The sequence below is a fragment of the Leptospira ainazelensis genome, assembly GCF_016918785.1.
In the GTDB taxonomy this organism is placed as follows: Bacteria; Spirochaetota; Leptospiria; order Leptospirales; family Leptospiraceae; genus Leptospira; species Leptospira ainazelensis.
The window spans coordinates 225,451-244,221 of the sequence record NZ_JAFFPT010000079.1; the positions used below are offsets into that span (position 1 = coordinate 225,451).

Annotated in this window: 18 protein-coding genes; 6 read left to right on the top strand and 12 right to left on the bottom strand. The window is 45.1% G+C overall.

The window, feature by feature from the left end; genetic code table 11:
- Window positions 1–253: 253 nt before the first annotated feature.
- The 10 genes from pssA to JWG44_RS19955 all read right to left on the bottom strand — a co-directional run bounded on the left by pssA (window position 254) and on the right by JWG44_RS19955 (window position 10,833).
- Window positions 254–1,018, bottom strand: a complete 765-nt coding sequence (gene pssA / locus JWG44_RS19910) for a CDP-diacylglycerol--serine O-phosphatidyltransferase (RefSeq protein WP_205276804.1) — start codon at window positions 1,016–1,018, stop codon at window positions 254–256.
- Complete coding sequence (gene tsaD, locus JWG44_RS19915) at window positions 1,015–2,031, bottom strand: tRNA (adenosine(37)-N6)-threonylcarbamoyltransferase complex transferase subunit TsaD (RefSeq protein WP_205276805.1); 1,017 nt, start codon at window positions 2,029–2,031, stop codon at window positions 1,015–1,017. The genes pssA and tsaD overlap by 4 nt, the downstream gene beginning before the upstream one ends.
- 262 nt (window positions 2,032–2,293) lie before the next feature.
- Window positions 2,294–3,682 carry a S41 family peptidase gene (locus tag JWG44_RS19920; protein ID WP_205276806.1) on the bottom strand — a complete coding sequence of 463 codons (1,389 nt, stop codon included), beginning with the start codon at window positions 3,680–3,682 and terminating at the stop codon, window positions 2,294–2,296.
- Window positions 3,672–3,962, bottom strand: coding sequence for an LA_1448 family UV-C exposure upregulated protein (locus JWG44_RS19925; protein ID WP_205276807.1), 291 nt, complete (start codon window positions 3,960–3,962; stop codon window positions 3,672–3,674). The genes JWG44_RS19920 and JWG44_RS19925 overlap by 11 nt, the downstream gene beginning before the upstream one ends.
- Before the next feature lie 38 nt (window positions 3,963–4,000).
- Window positions 4,001–4,612, bottom strand: coding sequence for a transcriptional repressor LexA (lexA, locus tag JWG44_RS19930; RefSeq protein WP_205276808.1), 612 nt, complete (start codon window positions 4,610–4,612; stop codon window positions 4,001–4,003).
- A gap of 69 nt (window positions 4,613–4,681) precedes the next feature.
- Complete coding sequence (locus JWG44_RS19935) at window positions 4,682–5,377, bottom strand: hypothetical protein (protein ID WP_205276809.1); 696 nt, start codon at window positions 5,375–5,377, stop codon at window positions 4,682–4,684.
- Between the two features lie 80 nt (window positions 5,378–5,457).
- Window positions 5,458–6,639, bottom strand: coding sequence for an efflux RND transporter periplasmic adaptor subunit (locus JWG44_RS19940; RefSeq protein ID WP_205276810.1), 1,182 nt, complete (start codon window positions 6,637–6,639; stop codon window positions 5,458–5,460).
- A gap of 21 nt (window positions 6,640–6,660) precedes the next feature.
- On the bottom strand, window positions 6,661–8,214 hold the full coding sequence (locus tag JWG44_RS19945) for a TolC family protein (RefSeq protein ID WP_232371762.1): 1,554 nt from the start codon (window positions 8,212–8,214) through the stop codon (window positions 6,661–6,663).
- Window positions 8,190–8,786, bottom strand: coding sequence for a hypothetical protein (locus tag JWG44_RS19950; protein ID WP_205277074.1), 597 nt, complete (start codon window positions 8,784–8,786; stop codon window positions 8,190–8,192). The genes JWG44_RS19945 and JWG44_RS19950 overlap by 25 nt, the downstream gene beginning before the upstream one ends.
- A 475-nt stretch (window positions 8,787–9,261) precedes the next feature.
- A complete protein-coding gene (locus tag JWG44_RS19955) occupies window positions 9,262–10,833 on the bottom strand; it encodes a tetratricopeptide repeat protein (RefSeq protein WP_205276811.1) in 1,572 nt (523 codons plus the stop codon).
- 113 nt (window positions 10,834–10,946) lie between these two features.
- On the opposite strand from JWG44_RS19955, the gene JWG44_RS19960 reads away from it, so the two are divergent.
- From JWG44_RS19960 to JWG44_RS19980, 5 genes are read left to right on the top strand one after another with little or no spacing between them, the layout of a single operon-like run.
- Window positions 10,947–11,471, top strand: a complete 525-nt coding sequence (locus JWG44_RS19960; protein WP_205276812.1) for an ABC transporter permease — start codon at window positions 10,947–10,949, stop codon at window positions 11,469–11,471.
- Entirely contained in the window at window positions 11,468–12,133 is a 666-nt protein-coding gene (locus JWG44_RS19965; RefSeq protein WP_205276813.1) for an ABC transporter ATP-binding protein, read from the top strand. Before JWG44_RS19960 ends, JWG44_RS19965 begins: the two co-directional genes overlap by 4 nt.
- Window positions 12,130–13,026, top strand: a complete 897-nt coding sequence (locus JWG44_RS19970) for an ROK family protein (protein WP_205276814.1) — start codon at window positions 12,130–12,132, stop codon at window positions 13,024–13,026. The genes JWG44_RS19965 and JWG44_RS19970 overlap by 4 nt, the downstream gene beginning before the upstream one ends.
- Entirely contained in the window at window positions 13,023–13,373 is a 351-nt protein-coding gene (locus JWG44_RS19975) for a histidine triad nucleotide-binding protein (protein WP_205276815.1), read from the top strand. Before JWG44_RS19970 ends, JWG44_RS19975 begins: the two co-directional genes overlap by 4 nt.
- Before the next feature lie 17 nt (window positions 13,374–13,390).
- Window positions 13,391–14,395 (top strand): lysylphosphatidylglycerol synthase transmembrane domain-containing protein, encoded by a 1,005-nt coding sequence (locus tag JWG44_RS19980; RefSeq protein WP_205276816.1) that lies wholly within the window; start codon window positions 13,391–13,393, stop codon window positions 14,393–14,395.
- A gap of 255 nt (window positions 14,396–14,650) precedes the next feature.
- Here the strand turns inward: JWG44_RS19980 and JWG44_RS19985 are convergent, their stop codons facing one another.
- On the bottom strand, window positions 14,651–15,082 hold the full coding sequence (locus JWG44_RS19985) for an LA_2478/LA_2722/LA_4182 family protein (RefSeq protein WP_205276817.1): 432 nt from the start codon (window positions 15,080–15,082) through the stop codon (window positions 14,651–14,653).
- A gap of 100 nt (window positions 15,083–15,182) precedes the next feature.
- Window positions 15,183–16,655: an adenylate/guanylate cyclase domain-containing protein gene (locus JWG44_RS19990; RefSeq protein ID WP_205276818.1), complete on the bottom strand. Its 1,473-nt coding sequence runs from the start codon at window positions 16,653–16,655 to the stop codon at window positions 15,183–15,185.
- Between the two features lie 826 nt (window positions 16,656–17,481).
- Between JWG44_RS19990 and JWG44_RS19995 the strand changes: the two genes are divergently transcribed.
- Window positions 17,482–18,768, top strand: a complete 1,287-nt coding sequence (locus JWG44_RS19995; protein ID WP_205276819.1) for a beta-ketoacyl-[acyl-carrier-protein] synthase family protein — start codon at window positions 17,482–17,484, stop codon at window positions 18,766–18,768.
- Window positions 18,769–18,771: the final 3 nt, after the last annotated feature.

Consider the following 18,771-nt stretch of genomic DNA (forward strand, 5'->3'; position numbering starts at 1 on the left):
CTTGGTAGGAACTCCGACAAAAATTCACAGTGGAATCGTGTGGATTCTAAATGGCTTTCGACTTATGGATAAGGTGATGCTCAAAAAGGAAGAATGTCTCTGATCATTTTTTTCGGACTTTAAATCCGTTGCAGACTTTTTTCGGTGAAATCCTTTTCGGAAAAACGTAGGTTTTCCTTCTTTGCAGAAAGAAAACCTTTTGTGAATCGCCGAATTCTAATATTGAAAATCGAAGCGGAGGTTATCGATCCTTCTAATCGAGTTTCACTCTAAATTCTTGAATGAGATGGATGAGAAAGGTCATGATCCCCGAAAAAATGTAAAAGAAAATCAGTCCGTAGATAAGCCAAGGCCAACGGTTGAGTCCTATCGATACAAGAAGAAGTGTAACTCCTCCGATCAACAAAAACACTCTCGTCGGATTCAGCTTGGAACGGATCGCTGCTTGCGGTTTCGAATAACGTATGTTGGATACCATCAGGATCGCGATCAAAACAAATCCGATGATCGTAAGCCAATGAGGAGCGGAATTTACGTTTAGAAAGATGGGAAAAAATCCGACTGTAACGCCGGCCACCGGTGAAGGAAGTCCGGTAAAGGATTTCGGATCGTGAGCCACGTTGAATCTCGCGAGTCGATACGCCGCACAAATGGGAAAGATCGCCGCGATAAGCATCCCGATCGGGAAAAGATCTTCTTTTCCAAAGACGTCGATCTTGTATTCGGAAAGAACCATCTGATACATAAGATATCCCGGAGCTATCCCGAATGCGGTGAGATCGGCGAGACTGTCCAGATCCGCTCCTAATTCCGAGGTTGCGTTCAAGGCGCGTGCGACCATTCCGTCCAATCCGTCAAAAAGCGCTGCGAGCAATATAAAGAATCCTGCAAGTGTATACGCCTGTAACTCGCTTCCACCTCTTGATCCGGCTTCGGATGCTACGAGCATCGCACTGAATCCCATCGTGAGATTTCCAAGAGTAATTGTATTGGGAACCCAACCAAGTTTGAGTTTCATGAAAAGATCTCCTGTCTAGAGGGGCTTACTGTAAAATCGATATCTCTTTTGTAACCTTTCCGGAACAAATAGTACCCTAGTGTAGCTACCATTGCCCCGTTGTCCGTACAATAAATTTTTTTCTTCGGGCTAAAAAGTTCCACAGAATTCTTTTCCGCCCAAGACTGCAATCGTTTCTGGAGAGTGGAATTGGCGAGCACCCCCCCTCCGGCAAAAACCCTTCGAATTCCCGTTTTTAAAACGGCTCGTTTGAGGTTTCTCTCCACAAGGTCAAAGGCGGAATTCTGAAAGTTCCAACAGATCTGTTCTTTGGAAATGTCCTTTTGTTTTTCGAGGAGGACCATCACGGCGGTCTTGAGTCCGCTGAAAGAAAAAGATATCTGATCCTGGGGAAGATTTCGTAAAAGAGGGGGAAGAACCGGTTTTTCATCGGGCTCCGGTTTGTATTCCGAGGCCTTTGCTTCTATGTAGGGACCGCCGGGATAGGGAAGATCCAAAAGCCCGGCCACCTTGTCAAAGGCTTCTCCGAGGGCGTCGTCCATCGTATCTCCCACGAGTTCCATTCTTCCAAATTCTTTCAGATTGTAAATTGCGGAATTTCCACCGGACAGGAGAAGACCGAGGACCGGGAATTCTGCAGGAACTCCCTCTAAATGGAGAACGGCAAAGTGAGACTGAAGATGGCAGACCGGTAAGATCGGAGTTCCATAGACCATCTGAATACAACGGGCCATCTGAGCTCCGACCATGAGAGATCCGGTCAAACCCGGAGAAGAAGTCACTGCGACATAGGAAAGATCTTCGAAGGTGATCTTAGCTTCCTCCATCGCCTCTTCCAAGAGAAGATTGATTTTTTCCAGGTGAGCGCGGGACGCAATCTCCGGGACGATTCCTCCGTAGGGTTTGTGCAGATCGATCTGGCTAAAAATCCGGAGGCTGAGCAATTCTTTCCCGTCGCGGACGATCCCGATCGAGGTCTCGTCGCAACTGGTTTCAATCCCCATTCCGATCATTGGAGCCCCCTACCCAGGAAAGAATTGAATCTTAGAAGAACTGTCGTAACAACGACAAACCTCAGTGAAAGTCGCGCCCCCCACCCTGATCTTGGGTGGAGGGGTGCGGTGGCGGGAAAACTCGGGAGACTTTTCTCTATCATAAAATCATAATTTTTACAAGCACAAAGTCCGCCTTTGTCGGAACTCCGACAAGGATTCCGATCGAGATCGTTTCCCCTATCTCTTTTAATTTTCGGGTAAGGAAATTCCGATCATCGGTTCAGGCTTTTTTTTCTCCCTCTTTGGGAGCCGTAAGAATTTCGATCGCCTTTCTCATTTGAGGATCCAATTCCAAATCCAGAATCCCGTTCTTTCCTTCTTGAGTGCTTCTGGTTTTGTATAAGAATTTTGCGACCTCCGTGGAAAGTTTGATTCCTTTCTCTGCGAGAAACTTTTCAAAAAGAAGAAAGTTCGCTTCGGAATAATTCGGGTTTTTTACAAGAAAGGTTTCGAGCATTTTTTTCTCGGCCATCTTACGAATATAAAATCGATCGTCCTCGGTTGGTTCCACCGATTTTACGACTACGTCCGGTTGGATTCCCTTTCCATGAATCGATTTCCCGCTGGGGGTATAATACTTTTGAATCGTAAGCGCAATACCCGTGTTATGCGAAAGTGGATAGATGTTTTGGACGGAACCCTTTCCGAAGGAAACGGTCCCGAGAATTTTTCCTCTTCCGTGATCCTGCATCGCTCCGGCAAAAATTTCGGAGGCGCTCGCCGATCCTTCGTTGATAAGAACCACAAGCGGAAGATTCGTAAACTTATCGTTCGCAACCGTGGAACGGAAAACCCGGACGAGTTCTCCACCCCTTCCCCTTACGGAAACGATATCCATATCCGGTTTTAAAAATAGATCGGACAATGAGATCGCGAGATCCAGAAGTCCGCCGGGATTCATCCTGAGATCCACGATCAATCCTTCGGCTCCCTTTTCTTTGAGAGAATTCAGTTCTTTTTTAAATTCGGAAAGTGTGCTGTCCTTTCCCATAAACTGATTGAGTTTGATATATCCGAGTTTTTCCTTTTCCAAATAAGAAGATCTTACGTAACGAATTTTGATCATCTCTCTGACTAAAGTGAGATTGAGAGGTTCTTTCTGATTCTTTCTTTCTAATTTGATATTTACGGAAGTCCCGACTTTCCCCCGCATCAATTTGATGGAATCGGAAAGAGAAAGGTCGTTGGTTTTTTTTCCGTCGATTTCTACGATTCGATCCTGAGGTAGAATTCCGGCTTTCATCGCCGGTGTGTCTTCAATCGGAGAAATGACCACGATCGCCCCGTCCGCAAAAGAGACTTCCATCCCGAGTCCGCCAAAACTTCCTCTCGTTTCTTCTTGGAGTTGGGAAAAATCCTCCCTATCCATAAAACGCGAGTGCGGATCTCCGAGAGAGGAAATCAATCCTCGGATGGCTCCTACGTAGAGTTTTTCTTCGTCTACGGATTCTACATAATCGGTTTGAATGGTTGATAAAACTTCGTGGAAAATCTGAAGATAGGATTCTCCATTTTTAGAAATCCCTTTTACGGTTCCCGTTGGGAGAATGAGTGCGAAGCTGAGAAAGGAGACAACTCCGATCCAGATCATTCTTTCTTTATTTTTCATATTCTTTTTTTAAGGCCTCGTGAAGCGCGGGGCTTTTTTCTTTTAAGCGCTCCAATACTTTATCGGGATCAAGTCGATAGACTGAACAGGCTTCGAGAAAAAAAGTCAGATCGGTCGGAGCCGATTTTCCCGCTGTCGCTTTGAGATTCGCGTTGATTCTGGCGATGCTGACTCTTTCCAGAACCCGTTTTACATCACCATCGGTGATTGTTGTCTTTGGAGAACTGCATTGGAGGGCGAGGAAAAGGAGGACGGAGAGGAAGAAATTTCTTTGAAACACTCTGTCCGAAGTTTCAGTCGAGTTTCTTCCTCTGTCAATCAGTAAATTCTATAGAGTCCGACAAGCTTTCCCATCACCACGGCCTTCTTGGTGCGGATCGGTTTGTATTTCGAGTTTCTCGCTTCAAGACGAATCTGATCCTGCTCTTTATAATATACTTTTAGAGTGGCTTCGTCTTCGATCAGGGCGACGATAATTTCTCCGTTTCGAGCAATGTCTCTTTTTTCTATGATCGCGATATCCCCGTCGTTGATCCCAGCATCGATCATAGAATCTCCCTGAACCCGGAGCGCGTAAGTCGGAACATTGGACCCCACCATTTCGTCCGGGACGGGAATGTAGGATTCGATATTTTCTTCCGCAAAGATCGGAAGACCGGCCGCCACCCGTCCAATCACGGGAATACTCGTAGCCTGAACGGGAAGAGATTCCATAGGACTCTGACGAATGAGTTCGATCGCTCTGGATTGGTTTTTCGCGGTTTTGAGATAACCTTTTTTTTCGATCGCCTTGAGGTGATCATAGGCGCCCTTTGCAGTAATTCCGAACTCGTCTCCGATTTCCCGAATCGTCGGCGGAAAGCCGCGCTCTTTGATGATGGCAGTAATGAATGTGAGAACAGCCTGTTGCTTGTCTGTCAGGTCTTTCATACTAAACAACTTAGTAGTGAATAAATGCTAAGTCAACACAAAAATAGTAAAAACGGAGGGGTAGTTTTTTCACTTCCGTTCGAAAGGTCTGGCTGCTTCCTGATTGATTTCAACGTTCAATTTCTCATAGTCATCGATAAGTTCCGTTATCGAAGCTCGAAACGATTCCGGCACCCTTGTCAACGGAATCGCAGGCACAAAACTTTCGTTAAACGGTTCCAATTCCCGATCCGGGGCCGGGGAAAGAGATTCCAATTCAACCGCTTCGTACAATTCGATCAATTCCAATCCGCAAAGAGAATTGACAACTATATACGGACCAAAACGGGGAAGCGAAATGGATCTAGAATAGCTTGAGCTAGTTGAAATATAAGGAGCGCTATAGTATTTGACTTTGGCATGAATGAGCATCGCTTTTTTGAATCTGCGAAACTCATGGTTCCGCTCCGGACCGAAATAAGTCAAAAGATTCAAGGACCATTTTGATATGGGATCCTCATAAGCGCGGCAATACCACACGGGCAAAATCACAAACGTAGGTTCCTCGACTTTCGTGCCCATCTTGATTGCACACCGAATCGCCGCGTTCAAAAAAGGTCGGAAGATCAGATTGAACCAGGACGTTTTTTTTCCGAAGGCTCTTTGATAACAGGCCTTATCGAACCAACGGTTTTCCTTAAACTCCTTAAGTTCGTTCGGATCAAAGTAAAAACCTTTCGAAAGAATCTTACTCACCTGTTTTTCGGTTAGCTGTTTTGCGCTCATAAAAGGCTCCCCGTTCCACTCCGAAAAATCGGAGTTCGGCGCTCTTAAAATTCCAATTTATCTTCTCATAAATTAGAATTTTAAAGTTTCAAATATTCACTTTTGAGAATAAAGGATCCTTTGGAGACGACTTGTACCCCTTCTCTGAGTCCGGACTTGATGATGACCTCGTCTCCAACGGTATCCCCGATCATAACTTCGGTCGCCTCAAAACTTCCGTCGTCGTTCTGGATAAATACCATGGACTTCCCTTCGATCTCGTGTACGGCTTCTAGAGGCAGAGTTTTTCTTGCTTCGGTTCCCGTGTTCGCAACCATTCCTTTTACCTTTGCGGTCACGGACTGACCGGGTTTGAGTTTTCCGTTTCGATTCGAAACCATGATCCGAAGTTTTGCGGTTCTTTTGACGTTGTCCAAAACCGTTCCTACGTAAGCGACTTCCCCTTTGATTCCGGGAGATTTTTCGTCGCCCAACGGATAGATCATTGCGTCGGCCCCTTCGGAAATGGAACCGATATCCTTTTCGTAAACTTCCAAAAGAACCATCAGATTGGTAAGATTGGCGATCGTAAAGAGGTCTTCGTTCCGAGTCACCTGTTGTCCCTGAACTGCCTTTCTTTCGGTGACTTCTCCATTGATCGGACTTCTGAGAACCAAATTGGAGGAAACATAAACCCCTCTTTCGATTCCTACGATTTCCGCCGGAGTGAGTCCGTAGTTTTCAAGTTTGATCCGAGTCGTTTCCACTTCGGTCTTCGCCGTTTTGTACTGCATGTTCGCAAACTCATAGTCTTTCGCCGAAGTCACTTTCATATCGAAAAGTTCTTTCGCACGATCGGCTTGGAGTTTCAGAGCTTCTAAACTCGCCCTTGCCTTGACATAGGCGGCTTCCACTTCTCCAAGCATCACCGAGGAAAGAATCGCAAGAGGAGAACCTTGACTGACTCGATCTCCTTCTCTCACGAGAACCTTTTTGATTCTCGCTTCCACGGTGGATCCGGCTCTTGCCATACTTTCCGGGTCGTAGGAAATTCTTCCGGGAAGCGCGACCTCGTCGACGGAAGCTACTTCTCTCAGGGCAACCAAACTCAGCGGATGTCGTTTTAGAATTTCTTCCGAAACCGTGAATCTACTCTTACTCACGGCGACCGGCTTCTTTTCATCCGCTCTTTTCGAGAAGAATTTTTTGTAACCGAAATAGGCCGCTCCTAAAACTGCGAGCAGAACGATCGTAGTTTTATAACGGTTTAAAAAATTGATCATACAAATCTCCGGGATGGATTCTTAATCCCTCTCTGTTTTTTTTCCGACTGCGGCCTTGTAAATTTCCACGGCGTTGTAATAGAGATACAACACTTCGTAGTAATCCCTCAGAACCGTAAGATAATTCTTTTCCGCCTGAAGAAAGGTCACTTGGTCGGATGCACCACGGACATAGGCTATCCTGGATTTTTGTTCTAACAGCTTGTTTTTTTGTAATAGATTGATTCTTTCGTATTTTGCAAGAAGATCTTCTCTCGCGAGGAGTTCCTTCTTAGAAGCTTCGATTTCTTCGTTGACTTCCCTTTTTTTGGCTTCGAGGGCGAGTTCGAATTTTTTGTGTTCTTCCCTCGCGGAAAGAACCTTTCCCTGACCGCGGTCGTTGATCGGAAGCGGGATCGAAGCAAACACACCCGCGTAGTGTTCGTTTCCTTTGATTCTCCATTCCCCGCCGACTTGAAGATAACCGAGACTTTCCCTTCTCTGAAGATCGATGTTGAGTTTTTTCTCTTTTACCCTTTCTTCCAGAGCGGCGATATCAGGACGGTGGATCGCTGCGACCGTGGAATCCTTCAGACGTAACCCGAGATCTTCCAAGGACTTAAATTTCATCTCCGTTTTAAACGCAAAAACTCCTTCCGATTCTCGGATTCCGGAGAGGATTCGAAGTTCCTTCTCCACAATCTGTCTTCGAACGAGAGCGTCCCTGTAAAACTTCTCGACCTGAATTCTTTCCAGTTCTAGTCTTTCGAACTCGAGAGGAGAAATGTCCCCTTTTTCGACTCGAAACTTAGTGAGCTCGAGAAGGTCGCTGTAGTTTTCGTAAAATTCTTTATTATAATCTACTAAATTAGTTAGAAAGAGATAAGCCCAGTAGTTTTGTCTGAGACGAAGACGAAAGAGCCTGTCGAAATTTTCGAATTCTCCCAAAACGGCTTCGAAGGATTTTTTCGCGACCTTGGAACGTAAGGAGATCACTCCGTAGACGTCCAAGTCCTGATACATAGCGGGTGCAACTTCCGTGTTCCCGCCTTGAGATCCGTTTTGCCCCAAGAGATTCGGACTCGAAGATCCTCCTCCGGGAACTCCGATGAATTGTTGTTGGAATTGAAGAATCGGGTTTCTGGAAAGAGAAGCGGTGATCACCTTTCCCCTTTCGATTCCCATATTTTGTCTTTCCGCTAAGTAGAGAGGATTGTTTAAAACCGCGTATTCGGTCAGCCTTTCCACGTCCCAGTCGATGATCTTTCCGGAAAAAGTCACCGGGATCGAAGAAGTGGGAGTCTCCGGATTCGCCAAAGGAGAAGAAATAGATTTTTCGTTTTCGGGGGACCCCGTTTTCTTTTTATCCTCTTCCGTTGTCGGATTCGATTCTAAGGGAATGACTTCTCCTTGGATTGGAGCGATGATCAAGGAGACAAAACCCAAAAATCCCAGGACCAAAAAAGTTCTGAGAAACCGAAAGACGCGAAAATTCAAAAAAAGAGAATTTTCCCTTTTTCCGTCATTGGAAAAGAATAGGTCCGAGACAAAAAATTCTTTGCCGCGTTTGTTTAAAACATTCTGTGAAGATACCATTTTCCCTGCACTTTCTTAAAGTATGGATTGAGAAGTTCCTTCTCCAGTTCTATGTTATCTTTAAATCTGAGTTTCAATTCGCATTCCGTTAAACTTTCGTAATAAAATTCGGCTTCGATTCCGCCTGAAAGTAAAAACAAGTCTCGGACTGTGCGAACGTTCTCTGAGTTTTTTTGTTTTTTGAGAAGTTCCCGATCAAAAAAGTATGTCTGAAAATAATTCTCTTTTTTTTGAAGTTCCTTTGCGATCTGCTCCCGAGTCCAGATTCCCTTTAGATCCAAGAGCAATCCGTCCTTGGGAGAAACTCGTTCCGGAAGTTTGGAAAAATCCCTGCCGACCGTATCGTCTATAAGAGATTTCATGAGGAGAAGAATTTCAGGAGTGTCCTTGCCGTGATCTCCGGTATGACCCGCGAGAAAAATTTTTCCGGCACGGATTTCGGGGGCCTTTAAATCTCCTCGAGAAAGAAACGATTCCTGTTTGGAAACGGAATGACAAGAAAATGATAAGAATAGTCCGAACCAGAGCGCTCCAGCGGAGATCTTTCGAATCGAGTGGGGAAACAAGGGCATCATAACGGGTTTGAACTCGGACAAAATAGGGAACGAGTCCAGTCTCTGAAAATCATCCTGAAAGTCGAACGAAACTTTTATTTTTTATCCGTCGAAATGACTTCCTCCATAAGACGACATTCTCTCAAAAACAAGGTGTTGTTTTCTAAGAATGTGAAAATAAGAAAGATACAAGCTAAAAAAGGAAACCGATTGGAAACGATCCGGGTCTTTCGGAAGCGCTTATCTTCCGCTCATGAGAATCCATTCTCGTGTACGATCAATCCTTCGTTCGTCAATTTTCGCCAGTCGTTTACGGAGAATTCTTCGATCATCGTGGGCATGAATTGTTCGAAGAGCAAAAATAAAAAAGAAACAACTTCACGAGCGTATAAGGAAGCTGAGCGTCGATCAAGAACTTCATGCAGAAGCTTTATAGATGGATTTAACCTTAACGAGATGAGATGCGTATTCCAAGGAAGCCAGGATATCTTCTTTATAATCCCTTTGATTCGAGACGAAGCGCCTTTTTCAAAAGTTCTTCGAGATCCTTGCCGTAGACTACGGTGAGAAAACTCGGGTTGTCGGTGAGAAAACGTTTGGCTCCTTCCGTAAACTCCGCGTCTCCTAAGACAAAAGCTTTGTCCACACCCAATTCTTTGAGCTGACCGATCGTATCTCGCAGGAAAATATCAGAGATTTTCGCGTCCTTCCACTTTCTAAATTTGAAAAGAGCTCTTGTTTCCTTATCGGTTTTGTTGAGTCCCGTAAGATTGAGGCCGTCGCCTTCTTTGTTGGGAACTTCCCGACTCACGGTGTAGTTCAGAGCCATCACGATTCGAACGCAGAGATTCTTAAATTCCACACCTTTGAGTTGTCGATAGTGGTCCAGAACTCCGACTCCGATTTTGGAAACGTCCGCGAGGAGTTTGTTTCCTTGTTCGTCGATGATTCCTTTGATGTGAAAGGATTTGGAAGACTTGAGTCCGGAGAGTTCGTAGAATCTTTCCATCGGAAAAAGTTCGCTGAAGATTCTTCCGATCTCTTCATCCAAAGAGAATCCGCTCGGCGCCGTTTTGTTAACGTCGGCCCGTTTTGTCTCCAACTGAAATTTATAATTGGCGAGATCGATGATTCGTTTGTCGTCGATCCTTTCGGACTCGGCTTCGATCAAATACTCGCTCGCTTCTTCCAACTTTCCGAGTTTTACCGCAAGAAGAGAAAAGTAAACGTCGGAGTCGATCATCTCCTGTTTCCATCCGCTGTTTCTCGCCATCTCCATACAGAGTCTCGCGTGTTTAAGAGCCTCCCCCAAATTTTTCTGGAGGATATAATTACACATTAAGAATTGAAAGATCGTATAACGCACGTAATCGTCTTCGATCAGATCCGCGACCGAGTTGGCTACTTTGGCCGCTTCGTCGTATTTTCCGTTCCGGGTCAGACTGAGTGCGTAGAGAAAACCTCCGACCGGAGATGCAGGATCGAGCTCGTAAGCCTTTGCAAAAAATTCCACCGGATTTCCCTTTCGAAGCGCGGCGGAAATAACACCTTTCCCGATCAAGATCGAAGCTACTTTGATCTTTTCATTCGGAATCTTGCTCAAGAATCGATCCGCAATTCCGAATTCTTTTTGACCTAATGCCATAAAGGCGATCCGAACGTTTGCCTCCGCGTTTTCAGCTTCTATCTGAACCGTATCCAAATAATGAAAGAGAGCCTCTTCAAAAAGATCTTGTTGGTAGTAGATGTCCGCGATCCGGTTGGAAACCGCGACCTCGCTGATTCCCTTCTCGTAGGTTCCGATCTTTTTGATTTTCTCAAGATGACGGGCTTCATTGGTCGTATCCCCTTCCATAGCGTAGATCTTTGCGATTACGTAGTGAGCCCGGACGTTGGAAGGAGAATTGTCTAGGATATCCCGAATTATAACGCGGGCGTCGACATAATTGCCCATAGCGGCCAAAGCGAGGGCTTTTTCAAATGAGTCTTTCTTGGTCTGGATCAGAAAAGATCCAAACGCAACGATCAGAATGATTCCAATGGCTACAAGAATGACGAAGATCATTTTTTTGTTTTTCTTTCAGGTTCCAGTTAGTAAATGGATAAAATCCCGGGAACCGAGCCGGGTATTTCCCGATCTTGGGATAAAATCAAATCATTTGTAGAAACTAAAACCAAATGGGAAAACTTACCTACCTCAGATTTGCGTATTCTATCGTGAAACGCGATATTACAATCAGTATTCTTCATATAGGATTTTCCGTATTCTTTTGTTTTTTTCTGATTTTCGGAATTTTTCTACTGAGAATGGACAAAGTCCCTTCTAACCCTTCTAGTATCGAACTCTTCCGGAATTATCCACAGTTGGTTTTATTGCTCAGCAGCGCCGGATTGGTTTTTATGGCCCTTTCGAGAACGCTTTTAAGAACCGCAGACGCTGGAATTATGATGGCGGTCGGGGGAAATCGGATCGGCACGATCCGTCTTTTGGTCGCGGAACTCTGGATTCTTCACGGAACCGGATTTTTCCTGAGCATTCTAACGACGGTTTTCCTTCCTCCTTGGGTCGGCGAAAGCTCCAGCCTTTTGGACTACGGAAAGGCGTTTCTCGTTTGTATTTCTCTGATCTCCGGAACCGGAGGAATCGTTTCCGTGATTCTTACATTTTTAGACCCATATCGTTCGATCCGGAGGGGCAAATGATTCTTCGCATCAACGATCTCTCTCGCGAATACGGAAAATCCAAGGCAGTAAACGGCGTCTCTTTCGACATGAACCAATCCGATTACGTCGCGATCGTAGGACCTTCCGGTTCCGGAAAGACCACCCTTCTTTCGATGATCACGGGAATGCTTTCGAGTTCTGCCGGAGAGGTCTATTTCGACACGACCAAGGTGAGCGAGATGAGTCACGGAACCTTGGCGAACTTCCGCGCGAGAAACATAGGGCTGATCTTTCAATTTTCGGAACTTCTTCCTCATCTCGACGTGGAGGAGAATATTCTGCTCCCGGCTCTTCTCGTCGGAAAGTTTAGCCAAAAAGAATATTTGGAAAAATGCGAATACCTCATCCACAGTCTTCACCTCGAATCGATTCGTAAGAGTTATCCGAGTAAACTTTCGGGAGGACAGATTCAGATGACCGCGATCGCGAGATCCTTGATCAACGAACCCGAACTCCTTCTCGCGGACGAACCTTCCGGGGATTTGGATCCGGAGAATAGCGAACTTGTAAGAAATCTTTTGTACGACTTCAATACGAGAGGACTTACGATTCTATTAGTAACTCATGATATGAATCTTGCCTTCGACGCAAAAACAATCTACGAGATGAGAGAGGGAGCGTTTACCCGGGTGGTAAAATGAAATCCTATCTCGGGATCGATATCGGAGCCGGAAGTATCAAAGCGAGTCTGGTCGATACGAGCGGAAACATTCTCAAACAAACCTCGAGAAACACCGGAATCGAAACGACCGAGAAAGAATTTTTGGATTCTCTCGTCGATATCGTGAAAGAACTCGAAGATTCTTCTCTCGTCGCGGTCGGAATCGGAAGCCCCGGACCGATCGATACGGAGAACGGGATTCTCATCGAGTCCGCGAATCTCCCGCTTTTAAAAGAAGTTGCGTTAGTCGCTCATCTAAAGAAGAATTTTAAACTTCCTGTATATTACAATAACGACGCAAACCTCGCTGCGCTCGGAGAATACCGTTTCGGTCTTGGAAAAAAATCCTCCAATCTCATGATTCTTACCTTAGGAACGGGTCTCGGCGGAGGTTGGGTCTATCAGGGAAAACTTTTCAACGGTTACAGAGGAAGCGGAATGGAAGCCGGTCACGTCACTTATCTCCCCGGCGGCGCGCTCTGCGGATGCGGACAAAGAGGATGTACGGAAGCCTATTTCAGCGCGAGCGGTTTTCTTCGTCGTTATCACGAAACTACCGGAAGACATCTCGGGAGCGCGGAAGAATTTTTCGAAAACGTTAGAAAGGGAGAAAACGTCGCAGTGAATCTGTTAAACGAAGGAATAGACGCGCTTTCCCAGCTCTGTAGAACTCTCATTCACACGGTCAATCCGGAGAAGATCGTTTTTACGGGCGGCCTCGTCAAATCCTGGGATCTTTACGGAAATACTTTAAAAGAAAAAATTCACGGACTCGTATTTCCCATTTTTAGGACTTATACCCAAATTCTACCCGGTGGAAACGTAGCCGGTGCTCTCGGCGCCGCTGCGCTTTGTATGGAGAATCACGAATGAAAGATCCGAATTGTATATTCTGCAAAATCATTGCGAAGGAAATTCCTTCGAAGATCGCCTTTGAAAACGAAGAAATATTAGCATTTCATGATATTTCACCGCAGGCCCCGGTTCATATCGTATTCATTCCCAAAAAACACATTGTTTCGCTCGCGGAGATAAAAAACGAAGACTCGGCGCTTCTCGGAAACATACTCGTTCAGATCCGCGACGTCGCAAAAAATTTAGGAATTGCCGAAAACGGATATCGAGTCGTAAACAATACGGGTAAAAACGGAGGACAGACCGTTTTCCACATTCACTTCCATCTGTTAGCCGAGCGCCAACTCCACTGGCCGCCGGGTTAAAAATCAAGGAAACAACATTGAAACGAATTCTATTTGGAACCGTCGTCAGCGTAATCGCGCTCGGATTCTTATTTTCAAAATTAGACCTGACCGAATTTTCAAGAATCCAGGAACGTTGGGAACCGATCTATCTCCTGCCGTTTTGTATCTCTTCCGCGTGGGGACTTCTTTTGTTCTCTTGGAGATGGCATCTTCTGATGGGAAAACAAATCTCGTTCCGTTATGCGCTCTTTTCCTCCTTTATCGGAGTCGGGGCCAATATGTTTCTTCCCGCGAGAGGAGGAGATATCTTCCGTTTGTATTTTTGCAAAAAAGAATCCGATCTTCAATACCCGACCTTGGTTACGGCGCTTTTTATCGAAAAGGTTTTGGATTTTTCTTTTATATTCTCCGCCGGAATCTGCGCGTTGATGTTTTTAGGAATCAAGGACGAAAGCAGCGATTCGTTCTTTATCATCTCATCTCTTGTGATCGTGGGAATTTTTTTGGGATTGATTGCGGTTCGATTCTTAAATGAGACGATCGTATCCATTCTCGCGTGGGCGGCCGGACTGATCGGAAAAAAAGAATGGTTCTTGCAAAAACTCGCGCACTATGTGCGAGACCTCGGAAAGTTTTTGGTCCTCAAAAGATTTCTTTTGCCTGCGATTTTGACGGCGTTTACTTGGCTGATCGGATACGCTCTGAGTTACGGCATCTTACTCAAGTTAGTCGGAATTGAGATGAGTTATGCGGGGATCGTCTTGATTATGTTTGCCGGCGCCGTCGGAGTGATGGTCCCATCGGCGCCTTCGGGTGCGGGAGTTTTTCACGCATCCGTCACTTCTTCTTTTGTTTTGATGGGCAGAAAGGCGTCCGAAGGTTTTTTTTACGCGACCACGGTTCACTTGGCGCAATTCATTCTACAAAGCGTCTTCGCGATTATCTTTTATTTGTATTGGATCGTGGATCGAAGAAAACGCGGTTTAGGAAAAGCGGAATTTTCCCTCAAAGAATCCGAGGTTATCGAAGAGAATTCCTGATCGTGTCCGTCTTTCAGAATTGTTAAGCGAAATGAAATAACCGAAAACGGAAGGGGCGTATCTTTGTTTTTTTCTAAGCGGATTTTACCGTCGTGTGGATTTGCGGACTTTAATACAACGGGAGAAGGTGGGACTCTAAATCGATTTCGACTTTTTTACAGGCGCTCAATTTTCGGAAAACTTTCGAAAATTGAGAAAGTTTGGACAAAACAAATAAAATCCGCCGCGATCGGACGGATTTTATTTTCAGAATTTTTATTTCTTAGATAAAAACTGACACGCTTCCGATTTTTGAATCGGATTGTTCGGCGACATCATCTCGGTACAACTTGTCTTTTCGATCAGCTCCATACATTCCTTTGCAGCTTTCACTTTTTCGGGAGTCGCGTCCTTCCATTCGTCGGCTTCGGTCGTACCGGTTTTCGCTCTTTGAGCCGCGGCGTTCTGTTCGATGGATTCTAAACAAGCCTCCTTGGATTGAAGCATAGGAGGAAGAAATTTTCTCTGAGCTTCCGGCAATTTGCTGAACTGCTCTTTCGCACATTCAACCGTCTTGGAACAAGTGATATCCTTTGATTTCTTTGCAAGTTCCTGCATTTCAGCGGCCGGATTTCCAGCCCCTTTACAATTGAGAACAAAAAGCGTCAAAGCGGCTAAAACTAAAAGACTCGTTTTTTTGTAATTCATAACCCTTTCCTATTAAAAAACAAAAGGATCGTTCTTCGTGTCTTTTTGAAAATAAATTTTTTCTAATTCTTCTTCGGAATTGTTATAAGAAGAATCCGGTTTAGACTGCGTTTACCAGCTCGGTCCGTTCTTCCAATCTAAAAAGTTTATGGACCGTTGCCTTCTGACCGACTCCCTTGAGAGACGCTTCGTGTTTTTCGGAATCATAACCTCTTAGATTCAATTCTTCTTGAATTCCGGGGCTCGAAAGAATCGGCTCCGTGACCCAAATTTCTCCGGCGGAAGCGAGAGATTGTACACGGGCCGCGATGTTCACGCTTTGTCCGAAATAATCAAGTCTTTCATCGTTGATTACGGCTAACGCAGGTCCTTCGTTTAAACCCACCTTGAGACCGATTTCGTGTCCGTGTTCTTTGAATTCTTCGTTCATGCTATCGATTCGGGTCATCATTTCGAGAGCGGCAAACATTCCGTCCAGAGGATTCGAAAAAGTCGCCATAATCGCGTCACCCATCGTTTTTACGATCGCTCCGTGAAATTTTTTCACGGTTTCGGTAAGAAGACGAAAGTGTTCCTGAACCAATCGATACGCGAGAATATCTCCCGCTTTGTCATACATCTCGGTCGACCCTCTGAGATCGGTAAAAAGGATCGTGAGACTTTTTACGTTCAGGTTCAGCTTGTTGCTCAACTGTTGAATCCGGAAGAGTTCGCGGAAAGTCTGATTGTTCAAGAGCATCTTAGCGGTAAGAAAGGGTTCGATCACAGTCGGATGTTCTTTCACGATTTCTAATATTCTTTTGAGATCGGGTTTTATGATCAAAAATCCGGCTTTCGCGATAGTACGATTGGAGATCTTGAGTTCGTATTCTCCCGGCGCGAGATGGAGTTCGTTCGGAGTAAACCCGTTGGTGAGAAGACTCAGGTCGATGACTTGATCGTCCTTTGTTTCCTTTTCGTCGAAATACAAATACACCGCAGAATTGTTTTCCACCGAGCTGAGTTGATAAGCCGAAACATCAGTTGCGTCTAACGTGATATTCCGCGTTTTTCCCGGTTCGAGTACGATCAGATCTTTCGTATTGTTTCCTATAAAATCCAAAAGTTCCGGGGATTTATGAAAATTTGCGGAGATATGATATTTGAGATAGGTTTCCGCGTCCACCAAGGGATCCAAATTCTGTTTTTTGAGAGATGGGTTTACGGAAAAACTGACTTCTACCTGATCGTCCAACGTGGTTGGAACGTCGAGATTACAGATATGACAGTGAAAACTCTTTTCTTCTATCTGATCCAAAGAAGTATGAGAAGAGGCAACTCCTCCGCAAGCGGGACAGATCATATTATAGGAAAAATCGATCAGACCGATCTTTCCGGAATGTAAGAATAGATCGATCGCCTCCCCCGTTTCAAAATCATTCTCCCGAGCAAATCGAATCGGATTGATTCTATGCAATTTCCATTCGTCTTGGGATCGCAAACTCTCCGTAAATCGAGAGATCGATTCCTTTGATAAAACGCCAAATCCTTCTAAGGCTTTTTTCTTTTGTTCCAAAAGCGCTTCATTCCACATAAGATCCCTCCTAGGATTCGACACAAAACGACTCTATCTTCTTGGAGACGTCTCCTTTGGCAAGCATTTTGTAACTAAATAAGTTACATTTTTCTTTTTTAACCCTGATTGATTTTGGTTCCTTCTCGATTTTTAGAGTTTGTCCCAAGGGTTGCCGTGAGCCAATAGAAGCAGAGCACTGAGTTTCTCAGAAATGTTGGAACTCCAATAAAAATTTATCGGCAATCAATCCTTTAGAAAGTTCAGAAAGCGCTCTGAGGGCCTTGCTATGTAGGAACTCCATCGTTTTTATTCCAAACAAGAGAATGTTCTATTCGGCGAATTTTGAGGTTTTGGCAAAAACTCTTCTGTTGTTCCGAAAACTCGAACCGTTTTTCGAAAAAAAATGGGACGAACTTCCGACCTCCTCAGGTTAAAAACCGATTTCTCGGAAAATCCGCCTTCGGCGGAATCCCGGTTCTTAACAAACCCTTTTTCGAAAAAGCTTTGCCGTAAAAAAGGATCCTCGAACACAGAAAACGTGAGAGTTCCCACAAATCTTTGTATTACAAATCGGTTCCGAAAAACAAAAAATCCAGGTTTCCCAAATTTCCCCTCTCGGCTTTTCAACCAAAGGTCGGAACTCATCCTTAGAATCCCTTTCTCGGATCAAAAAAAATACATTTGGTTTTTTTGATTTGATTTTTGCCGTCCAATGTCATATTTAAAATCTTTTTCTCGAAAATTCAAAACAGGCGGCCTTTTGGAGAAACTTCTAATTCTTCAAAATCCAAAAACCCGCGTTATCCACGTTTGTAGGACAAAAGCGGATTAGATCAAAATCAATATGGATAAAACGAAACTAAGCAAAAACTCGAGGGTTGTAATCACGGGAATCGGAGTTATTCTTCCCAATACGTTCTCGGTGGACGAATTCTGGAAAAATCTTTCGGAAGGAAATTCTCAGATCGATACGATCACTCGATTCAATACGGACGACATGCCCGTAAAAGTCGCGGCTGAGATGAACAACTTCGAATGGAAAAAATTTCTTCCCGATTTAAACGAAAAACACGCAAAAAATTACAACCGCGAAACCTTTGCTCTTATGTCGGCCATGGAAGAAGCGAGAAAGGACGCAAAACTGGAAAAAGATTCGGTCGATCCTTCCAAGGTGGGTTTTATCGATTCTTCATCCCGCGCGTCCTTAGCTTGGTGGGAACACGCGTGGAAACTCTATCACCAAGAACGAAACGCGAGCGTCTTCGATCGTTATTCGGTTCTCACGTCGATGGCTTCCAATCCCACCAATCTCACCGCGATCTATGCAAACATCCAAGGTTTCGTAACCACAATCACAGCAGCTTGTGTGGGCGGACATCACGCGATCAGTCTTTGTTATCAGGCGATTCGAAAAGGAAGAGCCGAAGTGATGTATGCGGGAGGACACGAGTTTCCTCTGATCAAACCTCTCATGATGATGTATTCCGATCCGGCGAGTTCGGTCATGTCTTCGGAAGAAAAACACCCTAAGTCCGCGATCAAACCCTATGACCGAAACAGGGACGGCTTTATTTTAGGAGAAGGCGCCGCGGTTCTTTGTATGGAAAGAATGGATCACGCGATCGCCCGAGGAGCGCGGATCTACGCCGAAGTTTTAGGAACCTTTAGCTACAACGAAGCCGACCACGCGATGAGAATGGATCTAACCGGAAAAAAAGCAGCGACGGGTCTGAGCCGCCTTTTGAAAATCAGCGGAATGCATCTCGGCGATATCGATTATTTCTGCGGACACGGAACCGCGACGATTAACAACGATATGGCGGAAAGCAGAGCGATCAAAGTTTTATACAACGGTCTTGCAAAAAACAAATGGGCCCCCCTCGGTTCCATCAAACCGATCTTCGGGCATACGTTCGGCGCAGCGGGAATCATCAACGTTGCCGCGACTGCGCTCATGTTGGAAAAACAGATCATCTGTCCGACGATCAATCTCAAAGACGTGGATCCCGAATGTGATCACGATCACGTAACCGAAGGCCCGAGAAAGGTTCGACTGAGAAACGCGATCTCGATGGCCTTTGCAATCGGAAGCCAATCGTCTTTTGTAAGTCTAACCGCTCCGGATCTTTAGGTA